Origin of the sequence: Serratia proteamaculans (assembly GCF_949794035.1) — a bacterium.
Classification (GTDB): Bacteria; Pseudomonadota; Gammaproteobacteria; order Enterobacterales; family Enterobacteriaceae; genus Serratia; species Serratia proteamaculans.
This window is the reverse complement of the sequence record NZ_OX461105.1, coordinates 1,800,460-1,824,499: the sequence shown is the minus strand read 5'-3', so window position 1 is coordinate 1,824,499 and position 24,040 is coordinate 1,800,460. Positions and strand designations below refer to the sequence as shown.

Genomic DNA, 24,040 nt, shown 5'->3' with positions numbered 1-24,040 from the left:
GGGAGTTTGCGATGAAAAAACTAATAATCGCCGCCGTTCTGGCTGGCATCAGCGTTTCCGCCTCCGCAGCCGAAACTATCCGTTTCGCTACCGAAGCTTCTTATCCTCCATTTGAATTTATTGACGCCAGCAACAAGATCCAGGGCTTTGATGTCGATCTGGCCAACGCGCTGTGTAAAGAGATCCAGGCCGAGTGCACTTTCACCAATCAGGCCTTTGACAGCCTGATCCCAAGCCTGAAGTTCAAGCGTTTCGACGCGGTGATGGCCGGTATGGACATCACGCCTGAGCGTGAAAAACAGGTGCTGTTTACCAAGCCGTATTACGACAACTCCGCCCTGTTTGTCGCCCAGAAAGGCAAAGTGGCTGATGTCGCTGCGCTGAAAGGCAAGAAAGTGGGCGTGCAGAACGGCACCACCCATCAGAAATACCTGACCGACAAGCACCCGGAAATCACCACCGTGCCTTATGACAGCTATCAGAACGCCATTCTGGATCTGAAAAATGGCCGCGTTGATGCGGTGTTCGGTGACACTGCGGTGGTCAACGAATGGCTGAAACAAAATGCGGCACTGGCCGCCGTAGGCGATAAGGTGACCGATAAAGACTACTTCGGTACCGGGTTGGGCATTGCCGTTCGCCAGAAAAATACCGATCTGCAGGGCAAGTTCAACGCCGCTCTGGACAAGATCAAACAGGATGGGACTTACCAAACCATCTACAAAAAATGGTTCCAGCAGTAATCAACTCCGATGAATGAAATTCAACCTTTAGCAAGCGCCGCCGGGATGACCGTCGGCCTTGCCGTTTGCGCCCTTATCCTGGGGCTGATCCTGGCGATGCTGTTTGCCGTCTGGGAGTCATCACGCTGGAAAGTGGTTAGCTGGCTCGGCACCGCCTGGGTCACCCTGCTGCGCGGCCTGCCGGAAATTCTGGTGGTGCTGTTCATCTATTTCGGCTCATCGCAGCTGTTGTTAATGCTGTCCGATGGCTTCACCCTGAACCTTGGCCTGTTCCAACTGCCGGTCCAACTGGCGATTGATAACTTCGAAGTCAGCCCGTTCCTGTGCGGCGTGATTGCCCTCGCCCTGCTCTATTCTGCCTATGCCTCGCAAACGCTGCGCGGCGCGCTGAAGGCCGTACCGCAGGGACAGTGGGAATCCGGTCAGGCGTTGGGGATGAGCACCACGGCGATTTTCTTTCGCCTGATCATGCCGCAGATGTGGCGTCATGCCCTACCCGGCCTGGGTAACCAGTGGCTGGTGTTGCTGAAGGATACCGCGCTGGTGTCACTGATCAGCGTTAACGATCTGATGCTGCAAACCAAAAGCATCGCTACCCGCACCCAGGAGCCTTTTACCTGGTACGTGATTGCGGCGGCGATTTATCTGGTGGTCACCCTGTTCAGCCAGTACATCATTAAACGTATCGAACTGCGCACCACGCGTTTTGAGCGGGGGCCATCCTGATGTTTGAGTTCTTGCCTGAAATTCTCAAAGGGCTGCACACCAGCCTGACGCTGACCATTACCGCCCTGATCGTGGCGCTGGTGCTGTCACTGGTGCTGACGGTGATCCTGACGCTGAAAACGCCGATCCTGACGCCGTTGGTGAAAATCTACATCACCCTGTTCACCGGTACGCCGCTGCTGGTGCAGATCTTCCTGATCTACTACGGCCCCGGCCAGTTCCCGGCGATCCGCGAATATCCGTGGCTGTGGGATTTGCTGTCGCAGCCGTGGCTGTGTGCAATGATCGCATTGGCGCTAAACAGTGCAGCCTACACCACCCAATTGTTCTACGGTGCCGTGCGAGCGATCCCGGCCGGTCAGTGGCAATCGTGTGAAGCGCTCGGCATGTCACGCGCACAGTCGTTGCGTATCCTGCTGCCGTTCGCCTTTAAGCGTGCACTGTCGTCTTACTCCAACGAAGTGGTGCTGGTGTTCAAAAGTACCTCGCTGGCCTACACCATCACTCTGATGGAAGTGATGGGCTACAGCCAACTGATGTATGGCCGTACCTACGACGTGATGGTGTTTGGTGCCGCCGGGCTGGTGTATCTGTGCGTCAACGGCCTGCTGACGCTGCTGATGCGTCTGGTGGAACGCCGGGCACTGGCTTTCGAACGCCGCAACTGAGTGAGTTGACCCACGCTCTCAAAGCCCTGCCCTCGCGCGGGGCTTTTTTATACCCAATGCAAATTTTTAATCATTTATATTGCATATTAATTCATTAAATGGCAGGGTTAACACCGAGCAACAGCCGCCAAAACATTTGAGTTATTGTCAGTAAAATCAAGCGGTGACGAGATAAAAACACGCAGACTTGCAGACAGGAGTTTTAAGCATGAAAAAACTATTACTGGCCGCCACGGTATTAGCGGGCATCGCCTTCAACGCCAGCGCAGCCGAGACCATTCGCTTCGCCTCTTCCGCCACCTATCCGCCGTTCGAGTCGCTGGATGCCAATAACAAGATCGTGGGCTTCGATATCGATCTGGCCAACGCATTGTGCAAACAAATGAAGGCCGAATGCACCTTCACCAACCAGGCCTTCGACAGCCTGATAGCCGCGCTGAAATTCAAGAAATACGATGCCGTGATTTCCGGAATGGACATCACGCCCGAGCGCAGCAAGCAAGTTTCCTTCACCCAGCCCTATTACGCCAACTCGGCGATTGTGATTGCCGAGAAAGGTAAGTTCAGCTCGCTGGCGGATCTGAAAGGGAAAAAGATCGGCATGGAGAACGGCACCACTCACCAAAAATACATGCAGGACAAGCATCCGGAGATTAACACCGTCTCTTACGACAGCTATCAGAACGCCATTCTCGAACTGAAAAATGGCCGCATTGACGGGGTCTTCGGTGACACTGCCGTGGTAAATGAGTGGCTGAAGAACAACCCTCAGTTGGCCCCGGTCGGCGAGCATGTTACCGATGCACAATACTTCGGTACCGGACTGGGCATTGCGGTACGACCAGACAATCAGGCGCTGCTGACCAAGCTTAATAGCGCGCTGGACGCCATCAAGGCCGACGGCACCTACAAAGCCATTAACGACAAGTGGTTCCCACAGTAAGCGCTGTTCAGGGCGTGGGATGCCACGCCCTGCACCTGTCTCAGTAGTCTATTCTGTTGATAAGGCAACCCGCTTACAGGTGGCGATGATGAGCAAATACGATGTTGCAAACTCGCAGGGACAATTTGCCGACGGCACCCGGCAGGAAGTGCTGCTCAATAAACTGGGCATAGTCCGCTTAGAAGATATCAACGATGTTGAACTGGTGCTGTTGGAAAAGTTGTATCACTCCGTTTTAGGCGCTGACCTCCCTCAGGGCCGGATTACCCTGGCCATGCTCAGGCAATGGCATCACCGCTGGCTGGGCAATGTCTATGATTGGGCCGGCCACGACCGCTCAGTCAATATCAGTAAAAACGGCTTTATGTTCGCACCGGCAGCGCAAATCGTTAAGCTGATGGGCCAATTTCAGTCAAACTGCCTGGATCGCTATACGCCCTGCACTACCATGGATGAAACCCTGTTAATTGAAGCCATCGCCATTACCCATATTGAGCTGATTCTGATCCATCCTTTTCGCGAGGGAAATGGTCGGCTGGCGCGTTTATTATCGGACGTGATGGCGGTTCAGGCGGGGTTTGAACCCCTGGATTATGGCAGTTGGGAAAACAACCGACCGCAGTATATCGCCGCTATTCATCATGGGATGTTGATGGATTATCGGCCGATGCAGGATTGGGTGAGACAGGCGCTGACAGGTGACTAAAGAGCCAGGTGTAAATAAGCGTATTTTTCACGCTTTTCGGCCAATGTAGCCGCCAACTGGGCTGACGCCTGCCCGGTTTCAATGGCCGTGGAAGTGGCAACGGCACGCGCAATGCGCTCTGACGACAGTTTACCGGGTTGTCTCTGTGGCTTGTGCTGTTTCATGTTATCCCCTCGCTATTGGGCTCAGTATAACCTCAATCTACGATTACTGCCGTACCAGCAGCGTCAGGACTTCGTAATGGGCGGTGTGCGGGAACATATCAAACAGCTGCACGCGCTCGATGCGGTAATCCGGCAACATCTCAATGTCTTTCGCCATGCTCTCGGCGTTGCAACTCGAATACAGAATATAGCCTGGTGCCATCTGGTTCAGATAGTCGCACAGCGCCTTGCCAATGCCGCGGCGCGGCGGATTGACCAGCACCAGTTGCGGCACGCTGCCTTCGGCGGTAGCGAACTGAGTAGAATCCAGCGCCTTAAAATCGACGTGTTGCAAACCCAGGGTTTCCGCCGACTGGCGCGCACAGGCAATCGCCTCGGCACTGATCTCAATGCCGGTCAGCCGTGTTTCCGGCTGGGCGCAATGCAGGCCAAACCCGCCCACACCACAGAACAGGTCCCACATGCTGTCGATAGCCAACGCCCGTACCCAGTCGCGAGCGGTGGCGTAAAGTTCGGCGGCCACCTGCGGATTGGTCTGAAAGAAGCTTTGCCGGCGGATGTACAGCGGCACCTGATTAAACCGCTCTTCCAGGGCCTGCTGCCCGGTCAGCGGGATCTCCCGTTCCCCTTCCATAATCGCCATATGCACCGGCTGAATATTAGCGGAGATCACCCTGAGCTGCGGCAACTGCTGTTGCAGCCACGGCAGCGCTGCGCGTAGTTGCGCAAGTTTGCTATCGGAACGCAGTACAAAACGCAGCATTACGCCACCGCTGTGGGTACTTTCAGTCAGCAGTAGGTACTTCAGTTCACCGCGTTTACGCGCCACGTTGTAGGGCGTCAGACCGGCGCGGGCGATAAAGCTTTTCAACACATCGAACATCGGCGCAAAACTGGCCGGATACAGCGGGCAGGCACTCAGATCCACCGGCGTACCGTCGCGATGCAGCATGCCAAGTAGCGGACGCTCTACGCTGCCACTGACCACCATTTTGGCTTTATTGCGAAATGCGCTCTGCTCACCGGCGATCGGTTCCAGCCACTGTGCGACGTCACGGTCGGCCAGCAGTGATTGCAGATGATGCTGTTTGTCCGTCAGTTGCTGCGGATAAGGCTTTTCCAGCCACTGACAGGAACGGCAGGTGCCCGCCGTATACAAAGCGCAATGCATGAAGGTAACCCTGAGTTCGGGGTGAATAATTAAGGGCGCAGAGTTTATCACTCTACGCCGTTAAAATCTCAATTGCGCGCGGCGAAATAACGGCGGCTGGTGGCGGGAACAAACATTAACGCCAGAATGACGACGTCCGGGATTTTTTGCAGGATCAGCACGTGCAGAATTTGGCCGCTGGTTTCACCTTCGACAGTAAACACCTCCGGCAGAAAGCTGCCAATAGTCGCCAACAGCAGATAACCAACCACCAGACACTGGCAGGCCACATAGACCCAACGCCCCCAGTTGCGACCGCGCATCACCGCGAAACCGCAGCTAATTTGCAGGCACAGCAGTACCAGACCGGCCAAAAATATCAGGGTGGAATCCCAGGCCTGCGCACTGGTGCTGACAAACTCCTGAGCGCCATCGACGCCCAGCTCGCCCAACAGCAACAGCACGCTGATGCACTTGATCGCCACCATCGCCGTTCCGGCCACCATCACCGGCACTGGCGCATCTGAAGTCGTTCTCATTCCCTGCCTGCTATTCAGCATGTCTGACATGTCCATGTTCCGCAACGAAACGCCACCTATTAAAACTCATCCCACTCGCTTAAGCCCAATATTAGGGGAAACCGGGGGCTGGGGTTCCCGCAGGGACGCCCCACCCCCGGGTCGCCCCGGGTATCTCGAACTCATAAACGATTAACATGGCCTATTCAAGCGGCATATATAAAGTCAGGTAATCAATTGCAATACCAATAATTGCAAAAATAGCAGGTTTAATCAGACTCAGCTACGGGCAGCCTTTTGTAATTCGCGCGATCGCTGTTTTTCCGAGCGCGCCATAAACCACCATGCAATCAGGCCGATAACGCCGACCACCAGCAAGATCAAACTCGCCAGGGCGTTGATTTCCGGATTAACCCCCATGCGCACGCTGGAGAACACCAACATCGGCAAGGTGGTCGCCCCCGGTCCGGCGACAAAGCTGGCAATCACCAGATCGTCCAGCGACAAGGTAAACGCCAACATCCAGCCGGCGATCAGCGCCGGGGCAATCATCGGCAAAGTGATCACAAAGAACACTTTCAACGGCGTGGCGCCCAGATCCATCGCCGCCTCTTCGATCGAGCGATCCAACTCACGCAGACGCGAACTGATCACCACCGAAACATAGGCAGTACAGAAGGTGACGTGCGCCAGCCAGATGGTGAACATGCCGCGTTCCGACGGCCAGCCAAAGGTGTGCCCCATCGCCACAAACAGCAGCAGCAGCGACAGGCCGGTGATCACGTCCGGCATAACCAGTGGAGCGGTCAGCATAAAGGCAAAACCGGTTGACCCCCGGAAACGCCCAAAGCGCACCATCACCATCGCCGCAATCGCCCCCAACACCACCGCGGCAGTCGCTGAGGCGGCCGCAATGGTCAGGCTGAGCCCGACGGCACTGATCATCGCCGAATCATGGAACAGCGCGGTATACCAGCGCGTCGACCAACCGGCCCACACCGTCACCAGTTTGGAGCTGTTGAACGAGTAGATCACCAACATCAACATCGGTGCGTACAAGAAGGTGAACCCTATCACCAGAATGGCGATACGCCACGGTGAGCGCACTACCGGCAAGTTGTTCATCCCCGCCCCCCCATTTCCTTATTCTGGTGCTTGTGGAACCAGAGAATCGGCACGATCAACAGCAGCAACATGACGGTAGCAACCGCCGAGGCCACCGGCCAGTCGCGGTTATTAAAGAACTCCTGCCACAGTACCCGCCCGATCATAATGCTGTCCGGCCCTCCCAGCAGTTCGGGGATCACGAACTCACCCACCGCCGGAATAAACACCAGCATCGAACCGGCAATAATGCCACCACGGGTCAATGGCATAATCACGCTGAAGAAGGTTTTCAACGGTTTGGCGCCCAGATCCAGCGAAGCCTCTACCAGCGAATAATCCAGCCGCGTCAGCGCGGTATAAATCGGCAGCACCATAAACGGCAGATAGGAATACACCACGCCGATGTACACCGCCAGATTGGTGTGCAGGATCACCAACGGCTGATCGATTACCCCCAACCACAACAAGAAATTATTCAGAATACCGTTGTTTTTCAGGATGCCCATCCAGGCGTAGACACGGATCAGGAACGAGGTCCACGACGGCAGGATCACCAGCAACAGCAAGATATTGCGGGTTGATGATTTACTGTGTGCCACAGCCCAGGCCAACGGGTAGCCGATGATCAGGCAACACACCGTCGACACCGCCGCCACCTGCAGCGATTGCAGATAGGCGTCCAGATACAGCGGATCGTCAGTTAATTGCAGGTAGTTGGCGAAATTGAGCGCGATGTCCAGCTTACCGTCTGCCCAACTCATCAGGTCGGTGTAAGGCGGTACGGCCAGCGCCAGTTCCGCCAGGCTGATCTTGAACACAATCAGGAACGGCAACAAGAACAGCAGCGTCAACCACAGCAACGGCATCGCAATCACCAGCTTGCGGCTATGGGCCATCTGCAGGCGTTGGAAAAAAGCTTTCAGCGGACCGGGTCCTTTGGCAGGAGGTTCCGGCGGCGTGCGTTCAGCAAGCATTGTCATAATGATTATTCCTCACCTTCTCAACTCACACCGTCAACACGACACAGCTGTCGGCTTCCCAGCTCAGGCGGACTTCATCGCCCCAGGTCGGCATCCCTTTGCGGAATCGGTGGCCGTTCTGCAATTGGGCGCTAATCATCTGACCGCTGTGCAACTTCACGTGGTAGATCGACAGATCGCCGAGGTAAGCGATATGCACCACCTCCCCGACCGCAAAGTTGCAGCCGTCTTGCGGTACGTCTTCGCACAACATGATTTTTTCCGGCCGTAGCGCGACCTGGATCGGCACGCCATCCACGACCGAGGCATCGGAATCTACCTTGATCGCATGGCGCAGGCCGGGGCTTTGCAGGATCAATCCATCGTCATGACGCTCTTGCAGTACGCAGTCAAACACGTTGACCGAGCCAATAAATTCGGCGCTAAAGCGGCTGTTGGGATGCTCGTAGATCTCTTCAGGCTCGCCGATCTGCACAAATTTGCCACGGTTCATGATGGCGATACGCCCCGCCATGGTCATGGCTTCTTCCTGATCGTGGGTAACCATCACACAGGTCACACCGACCCGCTCAAGAATATCCGTCACTTCCAACTGCATGCGGTCACGCAGCTTTTTATCCAGGGCGCCCATCGGCTCATCCAACAGCAGCAGCTTTGGCCGTTTGGCCAGGCTGCGTGCCAGTGCCACCCGCTGGCGTTGACCACCAGACAGCTGATGCGGTTTACGTTTGGCAAACTCCTGCATGTGCACCAGCGACAGCATCTCCGCCACCCGAGCGGCGATTTCTGCGCGCGGCATTTTGTCCTGCTTCAGGCCAAAGGCGATGTTTTGCTCTACTGTCATGTGCGGGAACAGCGCGTAGGACTGGAACATCATGTTGATCGGCCGCTGGTAAGGCGGCACGTGCGACATATCCTGCCCATCGAGCACAATCTGCCCTTCCGTCGGCTGTTCAAAGCCGGCCAGCATGCGCAATAGCGTCGATTTTCCGCAGCCGGAGGGGCCCAGCAAGGCAAATATTTCGCCCTTATAGATGGTCAGGCTGACGTCTTCGACCGCGTTTTGGCCATCAAAGGTTTTGGTGAGGTTACGGATTTCCAGCAGAGGGGTGAAGACCTTCTGCGACTTGGCTTGAGGACGAGGGATAGCGTCGTTCAATCGGGGTGCTCTCCGGTGCAAACAGTACAAAAAACCACGGCGATTGCCATGGCCCAAAATGGCAACGCAGGCGGGGAGCACCCGCCTGCTGGTATGATACCGGGCTCAGCGTACTGAGCCCCTATCTATCATTTCCCGCTTTTAACTTTAGTCCAGGCGCGGGTAATCACACGGTCCAGCTTCGGCGATTGCACGTTCAGCGTAAACAGCTTGGCGCGCAGATCGGCCGGTGGGTACACGTTCGGGTTGTCGCGCACCTCGGCATTGACCAGCGGAGTGGAATCTTTCACCGCGTTGGCGTAGTACACATAGTTGCTGATCCCTGCCATCACGTCCGGCTTCATCAGGAAGTTCAGGAACTGGTAGGCAGCGTCCTTATTTTTGGCATCTGCCGGCATGGCGAACATGTCAAAGTAAGTCAGGGCCCCTTCTTTCGGGATCGCATAAGCGACGTTCACGCCGTTCTTCGCTTCTTTGGCACGGTTGGCCGCCTGCATCACGTCGCCGGACCAGCCGATCGCTACGCAGATGTCACCGTTCGCCAGATCGTTGATGTACTGGGAAGAGTGGAAGTAACGGATGTTCGGCCGCAGCTTGAGCAGCAGATCGTTGGCCGCACCGGTGTAATCCGCTGCGTTGGTGCTGTTGGGATCTTTGCCCAGATAGTGCAGCACGGTGGCATACACCTCACTTGGCGCATCCAGGAAGGAAACGCCACAGCTCTTCAGCTTCTCGAGGTTTTCCGGTTTGAGGATCAGATCCCAGCTGTCGACCGGGGCATCTTTGCCCAGCACCGCCTTCACTTTATCGACGTTATAGCCGATGCCGGTGGTCACCATCAGGTAAGGAATGCCGTACTTGTTGTCCTTGTCATTGTGAGCCACCAGTTGCAGCATCTCGGGATCAAGGTTTTTGTAGTTCGGCATTTTGCTCTTGTCGAGCGGCTCAAAAATACCGGCCTTCGACTGTCGCTCAAGGAAGTTGGATGAAGGTACTACCAGATCATAACCTGTGCTGCCCGCCATCAACTTGCCTTCCAACACTTCGTTGGAGTCAAAGACGTCGTACACCACTTTAATGCCGGTTTCTTTCTGGAATTTGGCTAAGGTATCCGGCGCAATATAGTCGGACCAGTTATAGACGTGCAGCGTTTTTTCCTCGGCTGACGCTGTGACGGACCCGGCCATCAGCAGGCCGGCAACAACACCCGATAACCACTTTTTACGTTGGGTGACCATCCGTAACTTCCTCCAAAACAGGGGTGAATCATAGAATTGAACTTGTATCGCGAAAGGATACAAAACCTTTCCTGATCGAGCGCAATCGTTGCAACCGCGGATTGAATGGCTATGCAATTGATTGCATACGCCTTTTTCAGTTGCTCAGCCCGCATGGTCACCAGGGGAATCGCAAGCCCTTAGCAGAATCAGCAGCATAACCGCTGTTGCCGGAACGCACCAGCCTCCGGGGTTAAAACCGGCTTTTATCGATTTTTTATGCAGTTTGTCTGTATGTGATACGGCATTAAGGGCATAAACGACGAAGAATATCTGGTAACAGAGGGTAAAACGCAGAATATATTATTGCGGAAGGGAATAACGGCAGCATGCCGCCAGAGCAGCGGCACACATAATGTACAGTGGGGATCAGTGCAGCATTGGCAGGCGGTCAGTCGCAGCCGTGTTATCTTCTTCGTCACCCATAAACAGCAGATCGTTCGCCCGCGCCTCGAGGATCACCATCGAGATTTGCTCTTCGCCCTGCTGCATAAAGTGGGTGAACTGCTCCAGCGTGACGCCAACGGCGATGCTCAGCGACTGGCAGACGATCAGCTTCGGCAGGTTATCGTCCTGGATATCAACAAAGGCTTTGATAGTCAGCGAACTGGCGTTGATCTGGCTGAGATCGGCCACCAGCGGGATCAAGGCGGTCGGCTTCACCTCGGCCAGCGCAGAGAACAGCAGCACGTTGTCGACCAGATCGAGCTTGGCATCGAATACGCCGTCGAAATTTTGCATGTGCGGCAGGTGCAGCGCCTGACAGGAATCGCACTCAAAGAAAGAAATGCCCGATTGATCCAGCCAGCGTCGTAACAATGCCAAATCAGGGACAATGAGTGAATCCATAATACCAGCCTCACAATATTCAAAACGCGAAAAGGCGCATAGCTTACGGAATATTGCCCCGCTACGCCACGATCAATGCGGCTTAATTCGCTATTAAGGTAAATATGGTTGAGAAAAAGCCACAACTCCAGCCGCGGAAAGGCGAATTTTTTGCAAGCCACTTATCCGCCCGATTTCAACCTAAAACCTGGCCTGCCGCGCTGCTCAATATACTCGATCATCCTGCCGGCGATATCCAACCCGGTGGTGCTCTCCACCCCTTCCAGGCCCGGCGAAGCATTGACCTCCATCACCAGCGGACCACGCGCCGCACGCAGAATATCCACCCCGGCAACGTCCAGCCCCAGCGTAATGGCGGCCTTGACCGCTATCGCCCGCTCTTTGGCGGTGATGTTCACCTTGCGGGCGGTGCCGCCACGGTGCAAATTGGAACGAAACTCCCCAGGTTTGGCCTGGCGCTCAATCGCCGCCACCACTTTTCCGCCAACCACCAGACAGCGCACATCGCTGCCCTGTGCCTCGCGAATGTATTCTTGCACCAGAATATGGGCGTTAAGGCCGCGAAAGGCATCAATCACGCTTTCCGCCGCCTGACGCGTTTCCGCCAGTACCACGCCGATACCCTGGGTGCCCTCCACCAACTTGACCACCAGTGGCGCGCCGCCGACCAGTTCGATCAAATCCCCGGTGTCGTCCGGCGAATGGGCAAACCCGGTGATCGGCAGATCGATCCCCTGCCGCGCCAGCAACTGCAGCGAACGAAGTTTGTCGCGTGCACGGGTGATCGCTACCGACTCATTCAGCGGGTAGCTGCCCAGCAGTTCAAACTGGCGCAGCACCGCGGTGCCGTAAAAGGTGATGGCGGAGCCGATACGCGGGATCACCGCATCGTAACGCTCCAGTTGACGACCGCGATAATGGATAGTCGGTGCCGCCGGGTTGATGTTCATATAGCAGGAGAGCGGATCGATAACCTCAATGCTGTGGCCGCGCTGCTCCGCCGCCTCAACCAAACGCTTACATGAGTACAACGTTCCATCGCGCGAAAGAATGGCAATTTTCACTTGTCACCCCAAAAAGGCAAACACCTGCCTGGCAGGCCTGTCAGCGGCGGCCATGACTCAGGCACGCGGCTCATTGTCGTTTTTATCGTCCGGCGTTATTTTCGCTGCAGGCTTGGGCCGATCGTTCTGCGGCGGCTGACCACCACGCATCAACGGGCCAAACCCCTGCACCACACGCCAAACCAGAAACGCCGCTGCCGGCACCATCAGCGCCACGCCGAGGAAAATAATCCCCACCGCCGCCTGCTGTGAAGCCAGCCACCCCGGCAATTGGACGTGGCTGTGAATGCTCAAATAGGCCAGCACCAACAACAGCATCCCCAGCCCTTCCAAAACCAGCACCGTACGCGGTAAGTCACCGAATGAACGCATATTTTTCTTCTCCAGAAGCTCTGCCTCCAGTGTAGTGAATTCCCATTGATGACGACAGCCCCGGCGGCTTAATCGGTTACATGAATCAGAGTAACAGGTAATTCCTGCTTTTTTTTCGCCGACCCAACGGGCATAGTAGTCGCCATCAATGCGGGTAATGCTCAAGCTTAAGTCTTTTTTGACTGACAGAATGTCATTGCAGTTGCGAGTAAATTATTGAATATCAATCTAAGGAGTGTTGCATGTTTGCAGTTATCTTCGGGCGCCCAGGCTGTCCTTATTGTGTCCGTGCGAAAGAGTTGGCGGAAAAACTGACTGAAGAACGTGACGATTTCAACTTCCGTTATGTTGATATCCACGCTGAAGGCATCACCAAGGCCGACCTGGAAAAAACCGTCGGCAAGCCGGTAGAAACCGTACCGCAGATTTTCCTCGATGAGAAACACATCGGCGGCTGCACCGATTTCGAAGCTTATGCCAAAGACAACCTGAACCTGTTCCAGTAAGTTTCAGGCAGAACGACAAAAAGGCGCTTAGAGCGCCTTTTTTATTGCCGTTAGCCACGATGACACTGTCGGTAGGCCTGCAACAGGCTACGCACAAACAGAGCCAGCAACGCACCGAACACGCACCAGAACACTGCGCTGGTCGCATAAGCCAGTTCCTGCCAGACCGAGGCAGACGGCGTTAGCCAGAAATGACGGATGACCAGACACAACGGCAGCGCATACAACGCCCCCAGCAGCGGACAGAGAATACGTTTTTTGCTCGACAAGTAGCTCGCGACCACGCCGGGTATCACAAACAGCAGCAGGCCGGTTTCACCCCGATGCTCATGATCCGTGCTGCCAAATACCCCACTCTGCTGGCCGAGATACACCAGGCTGAACAGCAGAAAACAGCTTAAAATTCCCCACCAATACCGTTCACTCGCCATGTCCCCTCCCCTTTAACCTCGTTAACCACCGTAAAAATCAGCCGCGCCACAAAGCCGGTGACGCCTTGCCGTAAACCGACAATGCTGAACTGAACTTTTTCCTTGGCCTAAAGAGAGTTAAATGCTTTCGGCAGGGCATGGATCCAGCTTTATGCTGGCTGTCACGCGCCATAGCGACTAGAATAAACGCCGCCGATCGATGGTTCGAATCGCCTTTCGCTGGTTAGTTATTTATGACGTCGCTTTTTGACTGAATTTATATCTTATATTTATCTATATCAAGCACTTACTGGTAAACAATAAGTTATCCTACGTGAACATAAACGTCGCTAGTTTGTTAAACGGTAACTACATCCTGTTACTGTTCGTGGTACTCGCACTGGGGCTGTGCCTCGGTAAAGTCCGTCTGGGCTCCGTTCAACTCGGTAATTCCATTGGTGTTTTGGTGGTTTCGCTGCTGCTCGGCCAACAACACTTCGCCATTAACACCGAAGCGCTGAATCTCGGCTTTATGCTGTTTATTTTCTGTGTGGGTGTGGAAGCCGGACCTAACTTTTTCTCGATATTTTTCCGCGACGGTAAAAATTACCTGATGCTGGCGCTGGTGATGGTCGGTTCCGCAATGGTGATCGCCATCGGCCTCGGCAAACTGTTCCATTGGGATATCGGCCTGACCGCCGGCATGCTCGCCGGATCCATGACCTCGACCCCGGTATTGGTGGGCGCCGGCGATACGCTGCGTAATACCATCACCAATGGTCCCGCCCTGCTGGCGGCGCAGGATCATCTGAGCCTCGGCTACGCACTGACTTACCTGATTGGCCTGGTGAGCCTGATTTTCGGCGCGCGCTATCTGCCCAAGCTGCAACATCAAGACCTCTCCACCTCTGCCCAGCAAATTGCCCGTGAACGCGGCCTGGACACCGATAGCCAACGCAAGGTTTACCTGCCGGTCATCCGCGCCTATCGCGTTGGCCCGGAACTGGTGGCCTGGGCCGATGGCAAAAATCTGCGTGAGCTGGGCATTTATCGTCAGACCGGCTGCTATATCGAACGTATCCGCCGCAACGGTATTTTGGCTAACCCGGACGGCGACGCCGTGCTGCAGGTGGGCGATGAGATTTCGTTGGTTGGTTATCCGGATGCCCATGCGCGGCTGGATCCCAGCTTCCGTAATGGCAAAGAAGTGTTCGACCGTGACCTGCTGGACATGCGCATCGTCACCGAAGAGATCGTGGTCAAGAACAGCAATGCGGTGAACAAGCGCCTGAGCCAGTTGAAACTGACCGATCATGGCTGCTTCCTCAACCGGGTGATCCGCAGTCAGATTGAAATGCCTATCGACGACAGTATCGTGCTCAACAAAGGTGACGTGCTGCAGGTCAGTGGCGACGCCCGACGGGTGAAAAGCGTGGCGGAGAAGATCGGCTTTATCTCAATCCACAGCCAGGTCACCGACCTGCTGGCCTTCTGCGCCTTCTTTATCATCGGGCTGCTGATTGGCCAGATCACCATTCAGTTCAGCAATTTCTCATTCGGCATCGGCAACGCCGCCGGTCTGCTGATGGCGGGCATCATGCTCGGCTTCCTGCGTGCCAACCACCCGACCTTCGGCTACATTCCGCAGGGCGCGCTGAACATGGTGAAAGAGTTCGGCCTGATGGTGTTTATGGCCGGTGTCGGTCTGAGCGCCGGTGCCGGTATCGGCAACAGCCTCGGTGCCGTTGGCGGCCAGATGCTAATCTCCGGGTTAATCGTCAGTCTGGTACCGGTGGTGATCTGCTTCCTGTTCGGCGCCTACGTGCTGCGTATGAACCGCGCCCTGCTGTTCGGTGCGATTATGGGGGCCCGCACCTGTGCACCCGCGATGGAAATTATCAGCGACACCGCGCGCAGCAACATCCCGGCGCTGGGCTATGCCGGGACCTACGCCATCGCTAACGTACTGTTAACCCTGGCGGGCTCGCTGATTGTGGTGTTATGGCCGGGGATCCTCGGCTAACCGATAAGCAAAGAAGATGAATCAGTGGCAAAAATAATTTGAAATTTTTATCCCCGGTGAGAACTTTCCTTTCAGGGGGTAGTCTTAATTAGTGCCACTGCTTTTCTTTGATGTCCCCATTTTGTGGAGCCCGTTAGTCCCGCCTTTTTAGGTTCAAGACTATCGGGTTTTTTGTTGCCTTTGAAAAATAACATTACATAACAATAGGATAGATTCACCCCTTCAAACTGGTGGCGATAGATTGGCGGCAGAGATGCAACGACCACACTGAGTTAGTTCCACCAACAGCCTAGCTATTCATCTTTTGAGCACCACGTTAACGTAATCGTGCGGCTTAAAAAATGTGAATGCCATCAGTTGCACTTTGTAAGGTTACGTTTCACCTAAAAAGTTTAGCCTGCTCAACATTGACGCTACCAACATAAGAAGCAATTCCTTTACGGACATGAGGATTGTCACTTTTGATATAAGCCATTAAGAACTCAACGACGCGACTAGATAGAACTCTTAAGGAGTGTTTTTTTAGCTCTAAGTTAAATGCTCTAATTGATTTTGATGGAGCCTGGGATTTCTTTTCATTCACTTCATAACCCGATCTTATCAACCCATCGCAGATTAAATTATAATTTAAATTACACAACTCAAGATCATTTCCAGATATAATTATGTCGTCCATATAAATGGAAATTTCAATGCCGAAACTGGAGTCCAATTTCTTAAATAAGCCGCCACAATAAGATTTGTGCAAACATAGAGTAGATAAAATTGGTGACTGTGGGAAACCGTAAGGTATGATGTACATTGGCCCTACAGGTAGTGGGTTCCTTACCGTTGATAGTTTTGCTATCCTTCGTGCGTCATTATATTTAAAATAAGCTTTTATTTCACGAGTAACTCTACTTTGCCCAGTTGACTCAAAGAAATTCTTTATATCAATAAGAGCGAAATATTCGTTTCCCAAATGTTTTTTTGCGCAAGCGACATGTCCACCATCTCTTAAATGATAAAAATATAAAGGAGGGACCCATCGTTTTCTCAGATACTTATGTAATTCCTCGCCATACAACCGTACCTCATCAGTTGGAACATATACCCACCGATCTTTTTTTATTTCAAATTTGCTTTCCCACTTTACCATTAAAAAAAACCGCCTTAGGAAAAGGTAGTTGAGGGCTATGCCAAAGTAACTCAACAGTTTCTCAGCAAGTGAAATCGCATCGTTTAGGAACGGAACGAAAACCTTGAGAAAAACGCAGAGTGTGCAAACACCCTTGAGCACTTTAGCTAAGCCAAGTTTGAATTTCTTCATACTTGTTCTCTCTGTACATTTCCCGACGATTCTTAGCGCAAGCGCCTAGCCCAAACTAAAACCCAGAAATCCGCGAAAATGATTTCCCAGTAATGCAACAATTCGGCTACTCGAAACGCGGGGCGCGGCGAATAGTGACAATTGCTACAAGTCGTAGAACGACAGGTACAGAGATGCTGGAATCAACCAGCTAACGTCAGGAAGCCTAAGCTTACAGCCAATCTTTAATTTTGCGAAACAATTTCAGTTTCACAAAAAAACCACACGGTCTCCAAACCCTTGCGGCGTCTGGCTTGCCAAGTTCTGCTGGCATTCCTGCGCGATCCATTCCAAACGCCCCGCGATCCACGTAATTCATATTTATTCTTTATTTTTCAATTAATTGACAATTTTAGCTATAACACTGCGCGATCCGTAAACTGAAATAACATGAAATTCTTTTCAATCTTTTCAGTTTGGAATTGCTCGCAAAGCCCCAGTCACGGCGCGGCCTGGCGGGGTGGTTTGTAGAAAATCAAAACTGAAATAATTTCCTGATCCAAATCGTGCAGGCGGGTGCGGTGTAGTGCCGTTTCCGTGGGTGTGACGTTGATTTCGTGGCGATTCTGCCGCGCTGGCGGCTCGCTGCTGCGGTGATCGGATTTGGTCGAGTGGGTTTGTATCTGGAGTGATTGAGGGCTTAGCGGCGCGCACAGGCTCGCCAAATGGCAGGCATGAAAAAGCCCGCGCGAGGCGGGCCGGTATTCCCTGGTGCTGTTATGTACTGCTGCTTAATTTCTACACTGTTACACGCACAATAGATAATTGGTTGTGTAGATCAATTACCCGTTATTGATCGGTGCGAGCGATCAATATGTATCCCTACCCAATCACTGGCGCGTACTTGGTTTTCAACTGGCCAGACTTCGTGCCGGCGGCGCTGATAGCTGCGGCGTTCTGCGGCCCGCCGGTATTGCTGTGCGTATGGGCGGCGGTCTGCTGCGCCAGCTCCTGCACCACCTCCAGCGTATCCAGCATTAGCGCCATCACGTTGATTTGCTGGCTACCTACCCACACCACCGGGGCAATCACATCCTGGCGCACCGCCGCAATACTGCTACGGATTTTGCCTATTTTCTCCATCAGGCTGCCGGCCACCGCCGTGGTGGCATCCCCTCCCACACTGGCCACCAAATTACCCTGGGTCGCTACGCTGTAATCCTCTTCGGCAATATGCTGCACTGCACCGGCCAGCAAGGTGGACGTGCCCAGCACCGTGGTTTTATCCGTGGCCTGCACCGTTGTAGTCCTGGCCACCAAGGTGCGTGTTTCTTCGTCGGCCTGGATCTCCCTGGTCATGGAACTTTCACGGATCGCCTGGTCGGTTTTCCGTTCCCAATTCCCTGCCTGGGTCACACGCTGGGATACTTCCTCCCGCTGCTGCTGTAGCTGCTCGCCTGGCTTCACATCCGGCAGCGTATTGCCCTGGGCCAGCGTCTGACGGATAAACGGCTTATCGGGCCGCCCATCGGTAAACGCAACCTCGACCAGCGTTCCCACTTGCGGAAACTGGAACATGCCCGAATCCTGGCCCGCCATCGGCAACGGTAACGGCACCGCCGGGTAAATCGGCGTGTTTATTGCCGGCTTTCCGTCGGCGTCCAACAACTGCAAATCGACGGCATAACGTGGCCGGAATGGATCGGCCAGGTCGCCGCTGCTGACGCCCTCCGCGTGGGCTTCTACCCTGGCGAATTTGGGCAGATGCAAACCCGCAGACAACTCCGGGTAAGCGGCATCAATCTGGCGCTGTGCCGGCGTCATGGCCATAGACTTACCCGTTAACGGATTTTTGGCCAACCAGGTGATCGTGGTGTCGTCATTCTCAAGGCGAACACTCGAAAGCCGGTGGCCATTGACCACCACACCAGGCCGCAAGGCTTGCACCATAGGCAAGGTCATGCTGTTACCGCCGGCGCGTGCCTGGCTAAACTCGGCGGGAATATCTACCGGCTTGCCGGCAAACATGGAATGCGCCCAACTGCCCAGGAACACGCTACCATCCGGCAGCGGTTGCCAAACGTAATCAGGCACCCCAAACGCCGGCCCCAAATTGGCCAACAGTTGGTAGCCCGTCCCGCTGTGGGTGAAATGGGGGATCGGCTTGTCCAGGTAATCCGCCTTCGCCGGCAACGCGATAGTTAACCCGCTGTTTTCCTCCAACCACTTGCCCACCTGGCGCAGTGTCGGATGCTGGAAGGAACACGGCCAAAGCCTTTCAAACACGCCAGCCAATTCACGCACAAAAAGCCGCTGAGAACCTGTTTCTGCCGGCTGCGCGCGTTCCACATACCCCGTAAACCAACGCAAAATGTTATCCGTATAGCCTGCATCGAGGCGCACCAGTTTGCCGGTGTAATCGGTATCCGTCTGCGCGGTAATAAACCCGCGCCCGCAGCCGTTCAGCTCCAACACCAAATTAAAATCAACCAGGGGCACGGTATCCCCGGACAACATCAGGCGTTTAATCGGTTTCATTCGCCCCCCACTACGCCAGCAAGCGCATCATCTGCCGGCTTCAATACTTTACGCTCGAACCAACTCAATTTTTGTTCATCCTCAGCCGCCGCGCCGTTCCCGTTAACCTGGCCATTTGCGCCTGGAGTCTGCTTTTTGGCGGTAGTCTTGCTACCTTCCCGCGCATCTTTTTTTTCCGGTACGCTCAGGTGCTCGCGTAGGGTGAACGTCACCAGCCAGGCTTGCTTGCCGTCCTGCTTTGGTGCATCAATCGAGCCGGTGAACGTCGCCAGCCTAAAATTAATTGCCTGGGCGGTGTGGTTGGCCACACGGTAGCGTTTCAGCTTGCCGCCTTCCGTTGCCTCCGCCAGGGCAAACAGGCGAGTTAACGCCTGGGCTTCGCTAAAGGGGATCATGCCGGAAATACGCAATTCTTTGGGCTTTATGCCCTGTTCGGCGTTGGCCGTACTGGACGTCTGCCCAGACTGGTCTTTATCCTGAAATTGCATCATTGGCGTGACCATGACGCCTTTTAACGGGATAGCTTCGCCATTAAGCGCCAGCGTGACTATCGTCATGGATCATTGCCTCCAGTTGCCCCAAATCCTTGCCCACGAACAACACCGCCAGGGTAAAAACAGCATCCTGCCGGGGAATATCTTTTCTCATCGCCGCGCCAACACTGGCACCAACCCCTTTTGCCGTAAATGCCCACGCCGGCGCGCTTTTCCCTTGTAAAGCGATCATTGCCTGGCTTATCCCCTCCAGGGCAGATTGCCGGGCCTGGGAAAATCCAGCCAGCGCCGCTTGCAAGCCGTCCACGCTGGCCCCTATGGCTGCGCTAGCCTTGGCTTCCGCAATACGCTGCGCATTTAACGCCAGACGCTGGGCACCGGTCGAAAGCGGCACCGCCGCCGGCAAACCAGCCCCCATTTTCCCAGGCAATTGCATCCGGGTAATTGCCTGGGTGGCGGCAGTCTGCGCCATGCGCTGCACCTGGTTAAGTGCTGGCAAAGGCAACACCCCCGCCAACGCTGCAATCTGCGGCATAAATTCACCGTGTGAGTTAGCGCAAAGCATGAATACGGTAGCGCTGATTTCTTCCCCCTGGCCGGCCAACTTGCCCGCCAGGTAATCCACGGCATTGGCTGGGCTAAGGTAGCTGCCGGATGACTCCTGCCGCCCCACGCCATAAACCCACGGATGCGCCGGCACCATTGAGCATGTCAAAGACTGCATATCGCCAGGCATACGCAACACCGCCTTACGCCACATTCGGCACCTCCGGCCAGGTAATCGCATCGCCCTGCTCCACATCGATGCGGTTGATGGCAATACGGTATTTTTTCCAGGCCAACAAAAGCGCCGTTTCTTCTTCCGTCGCCAGCCCTAAATCATCAGCATCCTGGAGGGGCGCGATCGCCTTGCCTGCCTTTTCCAGCAACTGCCCTTTTTGCCAGGTGGCGGCGTCTGCCTGCGCTTCACGTGCCAGCGGGGGAATATCTACCCAACACGGCAAGCCGCGTTTATTAGCCCCGCGTTCTTTGCCTGCCGGGCCTTGCGTGCAATATTTTTCCCACATCTGATCGCTAACGGGCTTTACGTCCGCTGGCCAGTTGCCGTTTTCCTCATAGCTTTCTTGGTCTTCGTACACATAGAAAGCCTTGGTCGTTGCGCTAAATCCATAGCTCATCGTTACACCCCCACCGACTGCCAGAACACGACCTGTTCCTGACCGTCCATCATTGCATTAAACCCGTTGTTATCCAGATCACGCGCCTGGATATTGACCCGGCTATCACCAAACCAATTCCCGTTGGAGGTGGCCAACGTCAGTTGCACACCGAAACACTCCCGCGCATAGCCACGGGGGAAATTGACGCGTGTTGCATAATCAGCGCGATTAACCACGCCACCCTGGATAATGAATCCTGTCACTTCGTCCTTGTACCACCAGGCATTGCGACCGCCGGCGACGGCTGAACGACTGTTAACAAAATCAATGGTGGCTCTGGCTCCCACATCCCGGTTGTACGTACCCCAATCAACGCGGCCATTGAAATTCTCATTCAGCCAGTTGCTAAGATACCCGCCCCAAACAGAGCCGCTGACGTTGCCATCGTTCTGATAGACAGCCCCGCCGGCCATCAGATTGCCCGGCGCAATAAACTGTTTGCTGTTGGGGTCAAACTGCCAGACTGCTTCCGCATTGTTATCACCTCGCGCATGGATACAAGGCTTAGCAAAACTGCCTTTCCCATCCATCAGATAACCAAAACTTATGGCAGTGGGGTAGCCTTGCCCCTTTCGGGTGCTTTTACCCTTAACCAGTGGGACATAGCGGCCACCTTCGGCAACGTCCCAATTATAATTTTCCTGATAGAACGGGGCTTTCGTATCGAGTTGCGCAGAAAAAGCGCCGCTGCCCTCGGGTGGCGCGCCCGTCGGTGTTGAAAGATATTTCGCGGAAATTTCAGCGCTGCTTTTCAACGCGCCTGAAAGCTGGCCGCCGTTCCTTGGTAAATAGCTTTCCCAACCAGTGAATCCGCCGTTTACATCCGTTGCAACATAGAACTTGTTCGCATTTCCGTGAGCGATAAACAAATAGTGAATAAATTTCCCGTTGCCAGGGACAGTGCTTAAATTGGTGCCGTTGGTTGTCACATACAGCGTTCCCCACGCAACAGGTGCCCAGGTGCTATTTTCCACGCCCCATACGCCGGGGGATGTTGGCTTTTCTGCACCGGTGATCACACGGGCAACCCCCATCCTGGCAGCAAAGTTATTACTATGATCTGCCGCCCCTACATCAGTAATCGTCGGCTTGTATGACGTGGTATAAACCCGATCCCATTTGTCATTGGTCGTCGCATCCTTGCGCAGGGAACGAATAAAGAACTCGGTAGTACCCGACCCAATAGCCAATTGCACATTACGGAATTCGTTAACTTTGGCTGTCAGTAAGACCCCAAGAGAACCCACAACCGGGTATCCCTTATTCGTTGTGGTCAGCCCTTCCACGGTGAAGCCATTAGGGCGATCTACATCGGTGGCCGCGTTAACCGTGCTGCCGTTAGGGAAGACCACGCGCGGCAATGCCAACGGCCCGATCATCGTGTCGCCACTCTGTTTTACATAGCGCGCGTCCGCTTCCGTTTTGTTCCAGGCATTCACATCTGACGCCAGCAAGTTCACATCACCGGTCAACGCTTTGCCGTTTATACGGATAGAGCGCAGGGCATATTTTTGCGCTGCCTGGGCATCGGTTAACGCCCCGACGTCTGCCGCCGTGGGCTTATTAGCGGGTGAGTAAACGCGGGCATTGCCATCCCATATGGATGCGCCGGTGATCCGACCCTTGGCCGAAAATGACCCGGTACGCACGTTCAAAAATGCCGTGCGGCCCTGTATGCCCTCTTTGCACGTGTTGTAAAAACCCAGGCCATACCAGCTTTTAATATCCACGTTGCAGGTTTCATAACTGGCCCCGTCCCCGTTCCCTGGGAAAAGGCCGCCGGGTTTGGCTTTCCAACTGTTGGCCACCATCACCCCGCCAGATGCCTGGATTTCCTTTTGAAACTCCCCGCCCTGGCTAGCGGATACGGCGTCCACATCCTGCGCCTTTGGTTTAAATTTCGTGGTATATGCCTGGCACCACTCCACCCCATTAGCCGGGATATTTGAGCGGCCAAAGAACGCATTACCGTTGTTTTGTACCGCGATGTAAGCACCGGACGGCCCACCATCACACGGCAAACTGACAACGCCGTAAACTTCACCGCCGGGGGTATTTTTGGACAGGTTATTTACCCGGTAGATTTCAGCCTGATTACTGTAGGCATCATCACGATGACGGGAACCCATACCCAGGCCAAAGGCACCGACCTCCATCAGTTGGCCGACAGCTACACCCACGTTACGCGTGGCGGCGGTGCCCAGGCCCAAACTACCGCGGCTTTTTGATTTGTCCTTGAGTGAGGCTAAATTGTCGTCCTTACGCAAATAGGCATCATTGCCGGCCTGGTCGGACAGCGAACCTTGCGGGCGCAGGTCGGTAATGTTGCCGGCGGCATCGATGCTGGCCACCGCAAATACGTAGTGTTTAAAACCGGCGTTATCCGTGTAATCCGCTGCGGTGGCCGCAACGGTAAACTTCACCATGCCAGCCCACTGGCTTACCACGTTGCCCTGCAAACTCACATCGGCCCAGACCTTGATAGGCTTGGTTGTCACGGTAATGTTTTGGTTAGCCGCCAACACCGCGCGCAGTCCGCCCACATAGCCGGTGCCCGCCGTTACGAAATATTGCGCGCCGGCTTTGGCCACCAGGAACCCATTGCCAAAGAATGCGCCGGCACCGTAATGGTCACGGTTAATCAGACGCTGCATTTCATCAATGCCGCCCAGGCGCGCGGTAAAATCAATCTGCCAGGTTTCTGCCGGCGTGGTGATCGCTGTCTCTTTGGCCGCGCCGTCATACTCCATCACAAAGGAACGGGTGATGGCATTCCCCTGCTGGCCTGCACGGTTGGCCACCTTGCGTTGCATCGGCGCATGGACAATCATCGCCACCGTGTTGGTGGCCTTATTCACCAGGCCGATCCAGTTAAAGTCGAAATCGCCTACCTCGGTGCCCAGGGTGACCGAATACACCACGGCGTTATTGTTCACGACGCCGGTTTTGTTGACAGCCTGGCGATGCACAATCTTGGCTGCCGCCGGCATCCCCTCTTTGCGGTCGATTGGCTTGCTGGCATCAAGGCCCGGCACGTTGGCAAAAACAAATTCATCCAGCACCACACGGGAGCCGTTCATGGCTTCTTTTGCTTTCCATTGCTCAAAGGCAAAGGTGATCGCGGTTTGTGACATG

Annotated in this window: 24 protein-coding genes and 1 pseudogene; 7 read left to right on the top strand and 18 right to left on the bottom strand. The window is 54.7% G+C overall.

Translation table 11 applies throughout. The annotated features are described in order from the left end of the window. Window positions 1-11 precede the first annotated feature (11 nt). The 5 genes from artJ to QOT07_RS08585 all read left to right on the top strand — a co-directional run bounded on the left by artJ (window position 12) and on the right by QOT07_RS08585 (window position 3,786). Window positions 12-743 carry an arginine ABC transporter substrate-binding protein gene (gene artJ / locus QOT07_RS08605; RefSeq protein ID WP_207980104.1) on the top strand — a complete coding sequence of 244 codons (732 nt, stop codon included), beginning with the start codon at window positions 12-14 and terminating at the stop codon, window positions 741-743. 9 nt (window positions 744-752) lie between these two features. Continuing rightward, window positions 753-1,469, top strand: coding sequence for an arginine ABC transporter permease ArtQ (artQ, locus tag QOT07_RS08600; RefSeq protein WP_099065096.1), 717 nt, complete (start codon window positions 753-755; stop codon window positions 1,467-1,469). Next, window positions 1,469-2,137, top strand: coding sequence for an arginine ABC transporter permease ArtM (gene artM / locus QOT07_RS08595; protein ID WP_085116031.1), 669 nt, complete (start codon window positions 1,469-1,471; stop codon window positions 2,135-2,137). The genes artQ and artM overlap by 1 nt, the downstream gene beginning before the upstream one ends. Window positions 2,138-2,345: 208 nt before the next feature. Next, entirely contained in the window at window positions 2,346-3,080 is a 735-nt protein-coding gene (locus QOT07_RS08590) for an arginine ABC transporter substrate-binding protein (protein ID WP_099065097.1), read from the top strand. A gap of 88 nt (window positions 3,081-3,168) precedes the next feature. Further along, a complete protein-coding gene (locus tag QOT07_RS08585; RefSeq protein ID WP_085116029.1) occupies window positions 3,169-3,786 on the top strand; it encodes a Fic/DOC family protein in 618 nt (205 codons plus the stop codon). Here QOT07_RS08585 and QOT07_RS08580 read toward each other — a convergent pair. From QOT07_RS08580 to QOT07_RS08535, 10 genes are all read right to left on the bottom strand, one after another. Beyond that, the gene (locus QOT07_RS08580) at window positions 3,783-3,950 is read right to left on the bottom strand and encodes a hypothetical protein (protein ID WP_170925006.1); all 168 of its coding nucleotides are present in this window, start codon (window positions 3,948-3,950) and stop codon (window positions 3,783-3,785) included. The two genes, QOT07_RS08585 and QOT07_RS08580, sit on opposite strands and share 4 nt — an antisense overlap. Window positions 3,951-3,993: 43 nt before the next feature. Next, on the bottom strand, window positions 3,994-5,121 hold the full coding sequence (gene rlmC / locus QOT07_RS08575) for a 23S rRNA (uracil(747)-C(5))-methyltransferase RlmC (protein ID WP_283602923.1): 1,128 nt from the start codon (window positions 5,119-5,121) through the stop codon (window positions 3,994-3,996). A gap of 68 nt (window positions 5,122-5,189) precedes the next feature. After that, window positions 5,190-5,669, bottom strand: a complete 480-nt coding sequence (locus tag QOT07_RS08570; protein WP_261253003.1) for a YbjO family protein — start codon at window positions 5,667-5,669, stop codon at window positions 5,190-5,192. A gap of 228 nt (window positions 5,670-5,897) precedes the next feature. Continuing rightward, window positions 5,898-6,743, bottom strand: a complete 846-nt coding sequence (gene potI, locus QOT07_RS08565; protein WP_099065100.1) for a putrescine ABC transporter permease PotI — start codon at window positions 6,741-6,743, stop codon at window positions 5,898-5,900. Then, complete coding sequence (potH, locus tag QOT07_RS08560; RefSeq protein WP_430523270.1) at window positions 6,740-7,705, bottom strand: putrescine ABC transporter permease PotH; 966 nt, start codon at window positions 7,703-7,705, stop codon at window positions 6,740-6,742. The genes potI and potH overlap by 4 nt, the downstream gene beginning before the upstream one ends. Before the next feature lie 25 nt (window positions 7,706-7,730). Further along, complete coding sequence (gene potG, locus QOT07_RS08555; protein ID WP_099065101.1) at window positions 7,731-8,864, bottom strand: putrescine ABC transporter ATP-binding subunit PotG; 1,134 nt, start codon at window positions 8,862-8,864, stop codon at window positions 7,731-7,733. Window positions 8,865-8,992: 128 nt separating this feature from the next. Then, complete coding sequence (gene potF, locus QOT07_RS08550; protein ID WP_207980111.1) at window positions 8,993-10,102, bottom strand: spermidine/putrescine ABC transporter substrate-binding protein PotF; 1,110 nt, start codon at window positions 10,100-10,102, stop codon at window positions 8,993-8,995. A gap of 408 nt (window positions 10,103-10,510) precedes the next feature. Further along, the gene (locus QOT07_RS08545; protein WP_099065103.1) at window positions 10,511-10,990 is read right to left on the bottom strand and encodes a type III secretion system chaperone family protein; all 480 of its coding nucleotides are present in this window, start codon (window positions 10,988-10,990) and stop codon (window positions 10,511-10,513) included. Window positions 10,991-11,151: 161 nt separating this feature from the next. Beyond that, entirely contained in the window at window positions 11,152-12,054 is a 903-nt protein-coding gene (gene rimK, locus QOT07_RS08540; protein ID WP_099065104.1) for a 30S ribosomal protein S6--L-glutamate ligase, read from the bottom strand. Between the two features lie 57 nt (window positions 12,055-12,111). Next, complete coding sequence (locus QOT07_RS08535; protein WP_283602922.1) at window positions 12,112-12,426, bottom strand: YbjC family protein; 315 nt, start codon at window positions 12,424-12,426, stop codon at window positions 12,112-12,114. A gap of 242 nt (window positions 12,427-12,668) precedes the next feature. Between QOT07_RS08535 and QOT07_RS08530 the strand changes: the two genes are divergently transcribed. Next, the gene (locus QOT07_RS08530) at window positions 12,669-12,932 is read left to right on the top strand and encodes a GrxA family glutaredoxin (RefSeq protein ID WP_099065106.1); all 264 of its coding nucleotides are present in this window, start codon (window positions 12,669-12,671) and stop codon (window positions 12,930-12,932) included. 50 nt (window positions 12,933-12,982) lie between these two features. On the opposite strand, the gene QOT07_RS08525 is transcribed toward QOT07_RS08530, so the two are convergent. Then, window positions 12,983-13,363: an inner membrane protein YbjM gene (locus QOT07_RS08525; protein WP_283602921.1), complete on the bottom strand. Its 381-nt coding sequence runs from the start codon at window positions 13,361-13,363 to the stop codon at window positions 12,983-12,985. A gap of 313 nt (window positions 13,364-13,676) precedes the next feature. Here QOT07_RS08525 and QOT07_RS08520 point away from each other — a divergent pair, with 313 nt between their 5' ends. Next, the gene (locus tag QOT07_RS08520; protein WP_085116017.1) at window positions 13,677-15,365 is read left to right on the top strand and encodes an aspartate:alanine antiporter; all 1,689 of its coding nucleotides are present in this window, start codon (window positions 13,677-13,679) and stop codon (window positions 15,363-15,365) included. A gap of 379 nt (window positions 15,366-15,744) precedes the next feature. On the opposite strand, the gene QOT07_RS08515 is transcribed toward QOT07_RS08520, so the two are convergent. The 7 genes and pseudogenes from QOT07_RS08515 to QOT07_RS08485 form a co-directional block, all read right to left on the bottom strand. Further along, the gene (locus QOT07_RS08515) at window positions 15,745-16,674 is read right to left on the bottom strand and encodes a reverse transcriptase domain-containing protein (protein ID WP_283602920.1); all 930 of its coding nucleotides are present in this window, start codon (window positions 16,672-16,674) and stop codon (window positions 15,745-15,747) included. An 861-nt stretch (window positions 16,675-17,535) separates the two neighbouring features. Next, a complete protein-coding gene (locus tag QOT07_RS08510; RefSeq protein WP_283602919.1) occupies window positions 17,536-19,191 on the bottom strand; it encodes a hypothetical protein in 1,656 nt (551 codons plus the stop codon). Further along, entirely contained in the window at window positions 19,188-19,748 is a 561-nt protein-coding gene (locus QOT07_RS08505) for a baseplate complex protein (RefSeq protein WP_283602918.1), read from the bottom strand. Before QOT07_RS08505 ends, QOT07_RS08510 begins: the two co-directional genes overlap by 4 nt. Continuing rightward, window positions 19,723-20,445, bottom strand: coding sequence for a hypothetical protein (locus QOT07_RS08500; RefSeq protein WP_283602917.1), 723 nt, complete (start codon window positions 20,443-20,445; stop codon window positions 19,723-19,725). Before QOT07_RS08500 ends, QOT07_RS08505 begins: the two co-directional genes overlap by 26 nt. Further along, window positions 20,435-20,863: a tail fiber assembly protein gene (locus QOT07_RS08495; RefSeq protein WP_283602916.1), complete on the bottom strand. Its 429-nt coding sequence runs from the start codon at window positions 20,861-20,863 to the stop codon at window positions 20,435-20,437. Before QOT07_RS08495 ends, QOT07_RS08500 begins: the two co-directional genes overlap by 11 nt. 2 nt (window positions 20,864-20,865) lie before the next feature. Continuing rightward, window positions 20,866-22,716 carry a tail fiber protein gene (locus QOT07_RS08490; RefSeq protein WP_283604329.1) on the bottom strand — a complete coding sequence of 617 codons (1,851 nt, stop codon included), beginning with the start codon at window positions 22,714-22,716 and terminating at the stop codon, window positions 20,866-20,868. Window positions 22,717-23,124: 408 nt separating this feature from the next. Beyond that, a pseudogene (locus QOT07_RS08485) lies at window positions 23,125-24,039 on the bottom strand (phage tail-collar fiber domain-containing protein); the annotation flags it as partial. Window position 24,040: the final 1 nt, after the last annotated feature.

Bases quoted from the DNA above. Each gene is read 5' to 3' on its own strand.
- artJ (WP_207980104.1), top strand. From the start codon at position 12: ATGAAAAAACTAATAATCGCCGCCGTTCTGGCTGGCATCAGCGTTTCC.
- artQ (WP_099065096.1), top strand. From the start codon at position 753: ATGAATGAAATTCAACCTTTAGCAAGCGCCGCCGGGATGACCGTCGGC.
- artM (WP_085116031.1), top strand. From the start codon at position 1,469: ATGTTTGAGTTCTTGCCTGAAATTCTCAAAGGGCTGCACACCAGCCTG.
- QOT07_RS08590 (WP_099065097.1), top strand. From the start codon at position 2,346: ATGAAAAAACTATTACTGGCCGCCACGGTATTAGCGGGCATCGCCTTC.
- QOT07_RS08585 (WP_085116029.1), top strand. From the start codon at position 3,169: ATGAGCAAATACGATGTTGCAAACTCGCAGGGACAATTTGCCGACGGC.
- QOT07_RS08580 (WP_170925006.1), bottom strand. From the start codon at position 3,950: ATGAAACAGCACAAGCCACAGAGACAACCCGGTAAACTGTCGTCAGAG.
- rlmC (WP_283602923.1), bottom strand. From the start codon at position 5,121: ATGCATTGCGCTTTGTATACGGCGGGCACCTGCCGTTCCTGTCAGTGG.
- QOT07_RS08570 (WP_261253003.1), bottom strand. From the start codon at position 5,669: ATGTCAGACATGCTGAATAGCAGGCAGGGAATGAGAACGACTTCAGAT.
- potI (WP_099065100.1), bottom strand. From the start codon at position 6,743: ATGAACAACTTGCCGGTAGTGCGCTCACCGTGGCGTATCGCCATTCTG.
- potH (WP_430523270.1), bottom strand. From the start codon at position 7,705: ATGACAATGCTTGCTGAACGCACGCCGCCGGAACCTCCTGCCAAAGGA.
- potF (WP_207980111.1), bottom strand. From the start codon at position 10,102: ATGGTCACCCAACGTAAAAAGTGGTTATCGGGTGTTGTTGCCGGCCTG.
- QOT07_RS08545 (WP_099065103.1), bottom strand. From the start codon at position 10,990: ATGGATTCACTCATTGTCCCTGATTTGGCATTGTTACGACGCTGGCTG.
- QOT07_RS08535 (WP_283602922.1), bottom strand. From the start codon at position 12,426: ATGCGTTCATTCGGTGACTTACCGCGTACGGTGCTGGTTTTGGAAGGG.
- QOT07_RS08530 (WP_099065106.1), top strand. From the start codon at position 12,669: ATGTTTGCAGTTATCTTCGGGCGCCCAGGCTGTCCTTATTGTGTCCGT.
- QOT07_RS08525 (WP_283602921.1), bottom strand. From the start codon at position 13,363: ATGGCGAGTGAACGGTATTGGTGGGGAATTTTAAGCTGTTTTCTGCTG.
- QOT07_RS08515 (WP_283602920.1), bottom strand. From the start codon at position 16,674: ATGAAGAAATTCAAACTTGGCTTAGCTAAAGTGCTCAAGGGTGTTTGC.
- QOT07_RS08510 (WP_283602919.1), bottom strand. From the start codon at position 19,191: ATGAAACCGATTAAACGCCTGATGTTGTCCGGGGATACCGTGCCCCTG.
- QOT07_RS08505 (WP_283602918.1), bottom strand. From the start codon at position 19,748: ATGACGATAGTCACGCTGGCGCTTAATGGCGAAGCTATCCCGTTAAAA.
- QOT07_RS08500 (WP_283602917.1), bottom strand. From the start codon at position 20,445: ATGTGGCGTAAGGCGGTGTTGCGTATGCCTGGCGATATGCAGTCTTTG.
- QOT07_RS08495 (WP_283602916.1), bottom strand. From the start codon at position 20,863: ATGAGCTATGGATTTAGCGCAACGACCAAGGCTTTCTATGTGTACGAA.
- QOT07_RS08490 (WP_283604329.1), bottom strand. From the start codon at position 22,716: ATGGTGGCCAACAGTTGGAAAGCCAAACCCGGCGGCCTTTTCCCAGGG.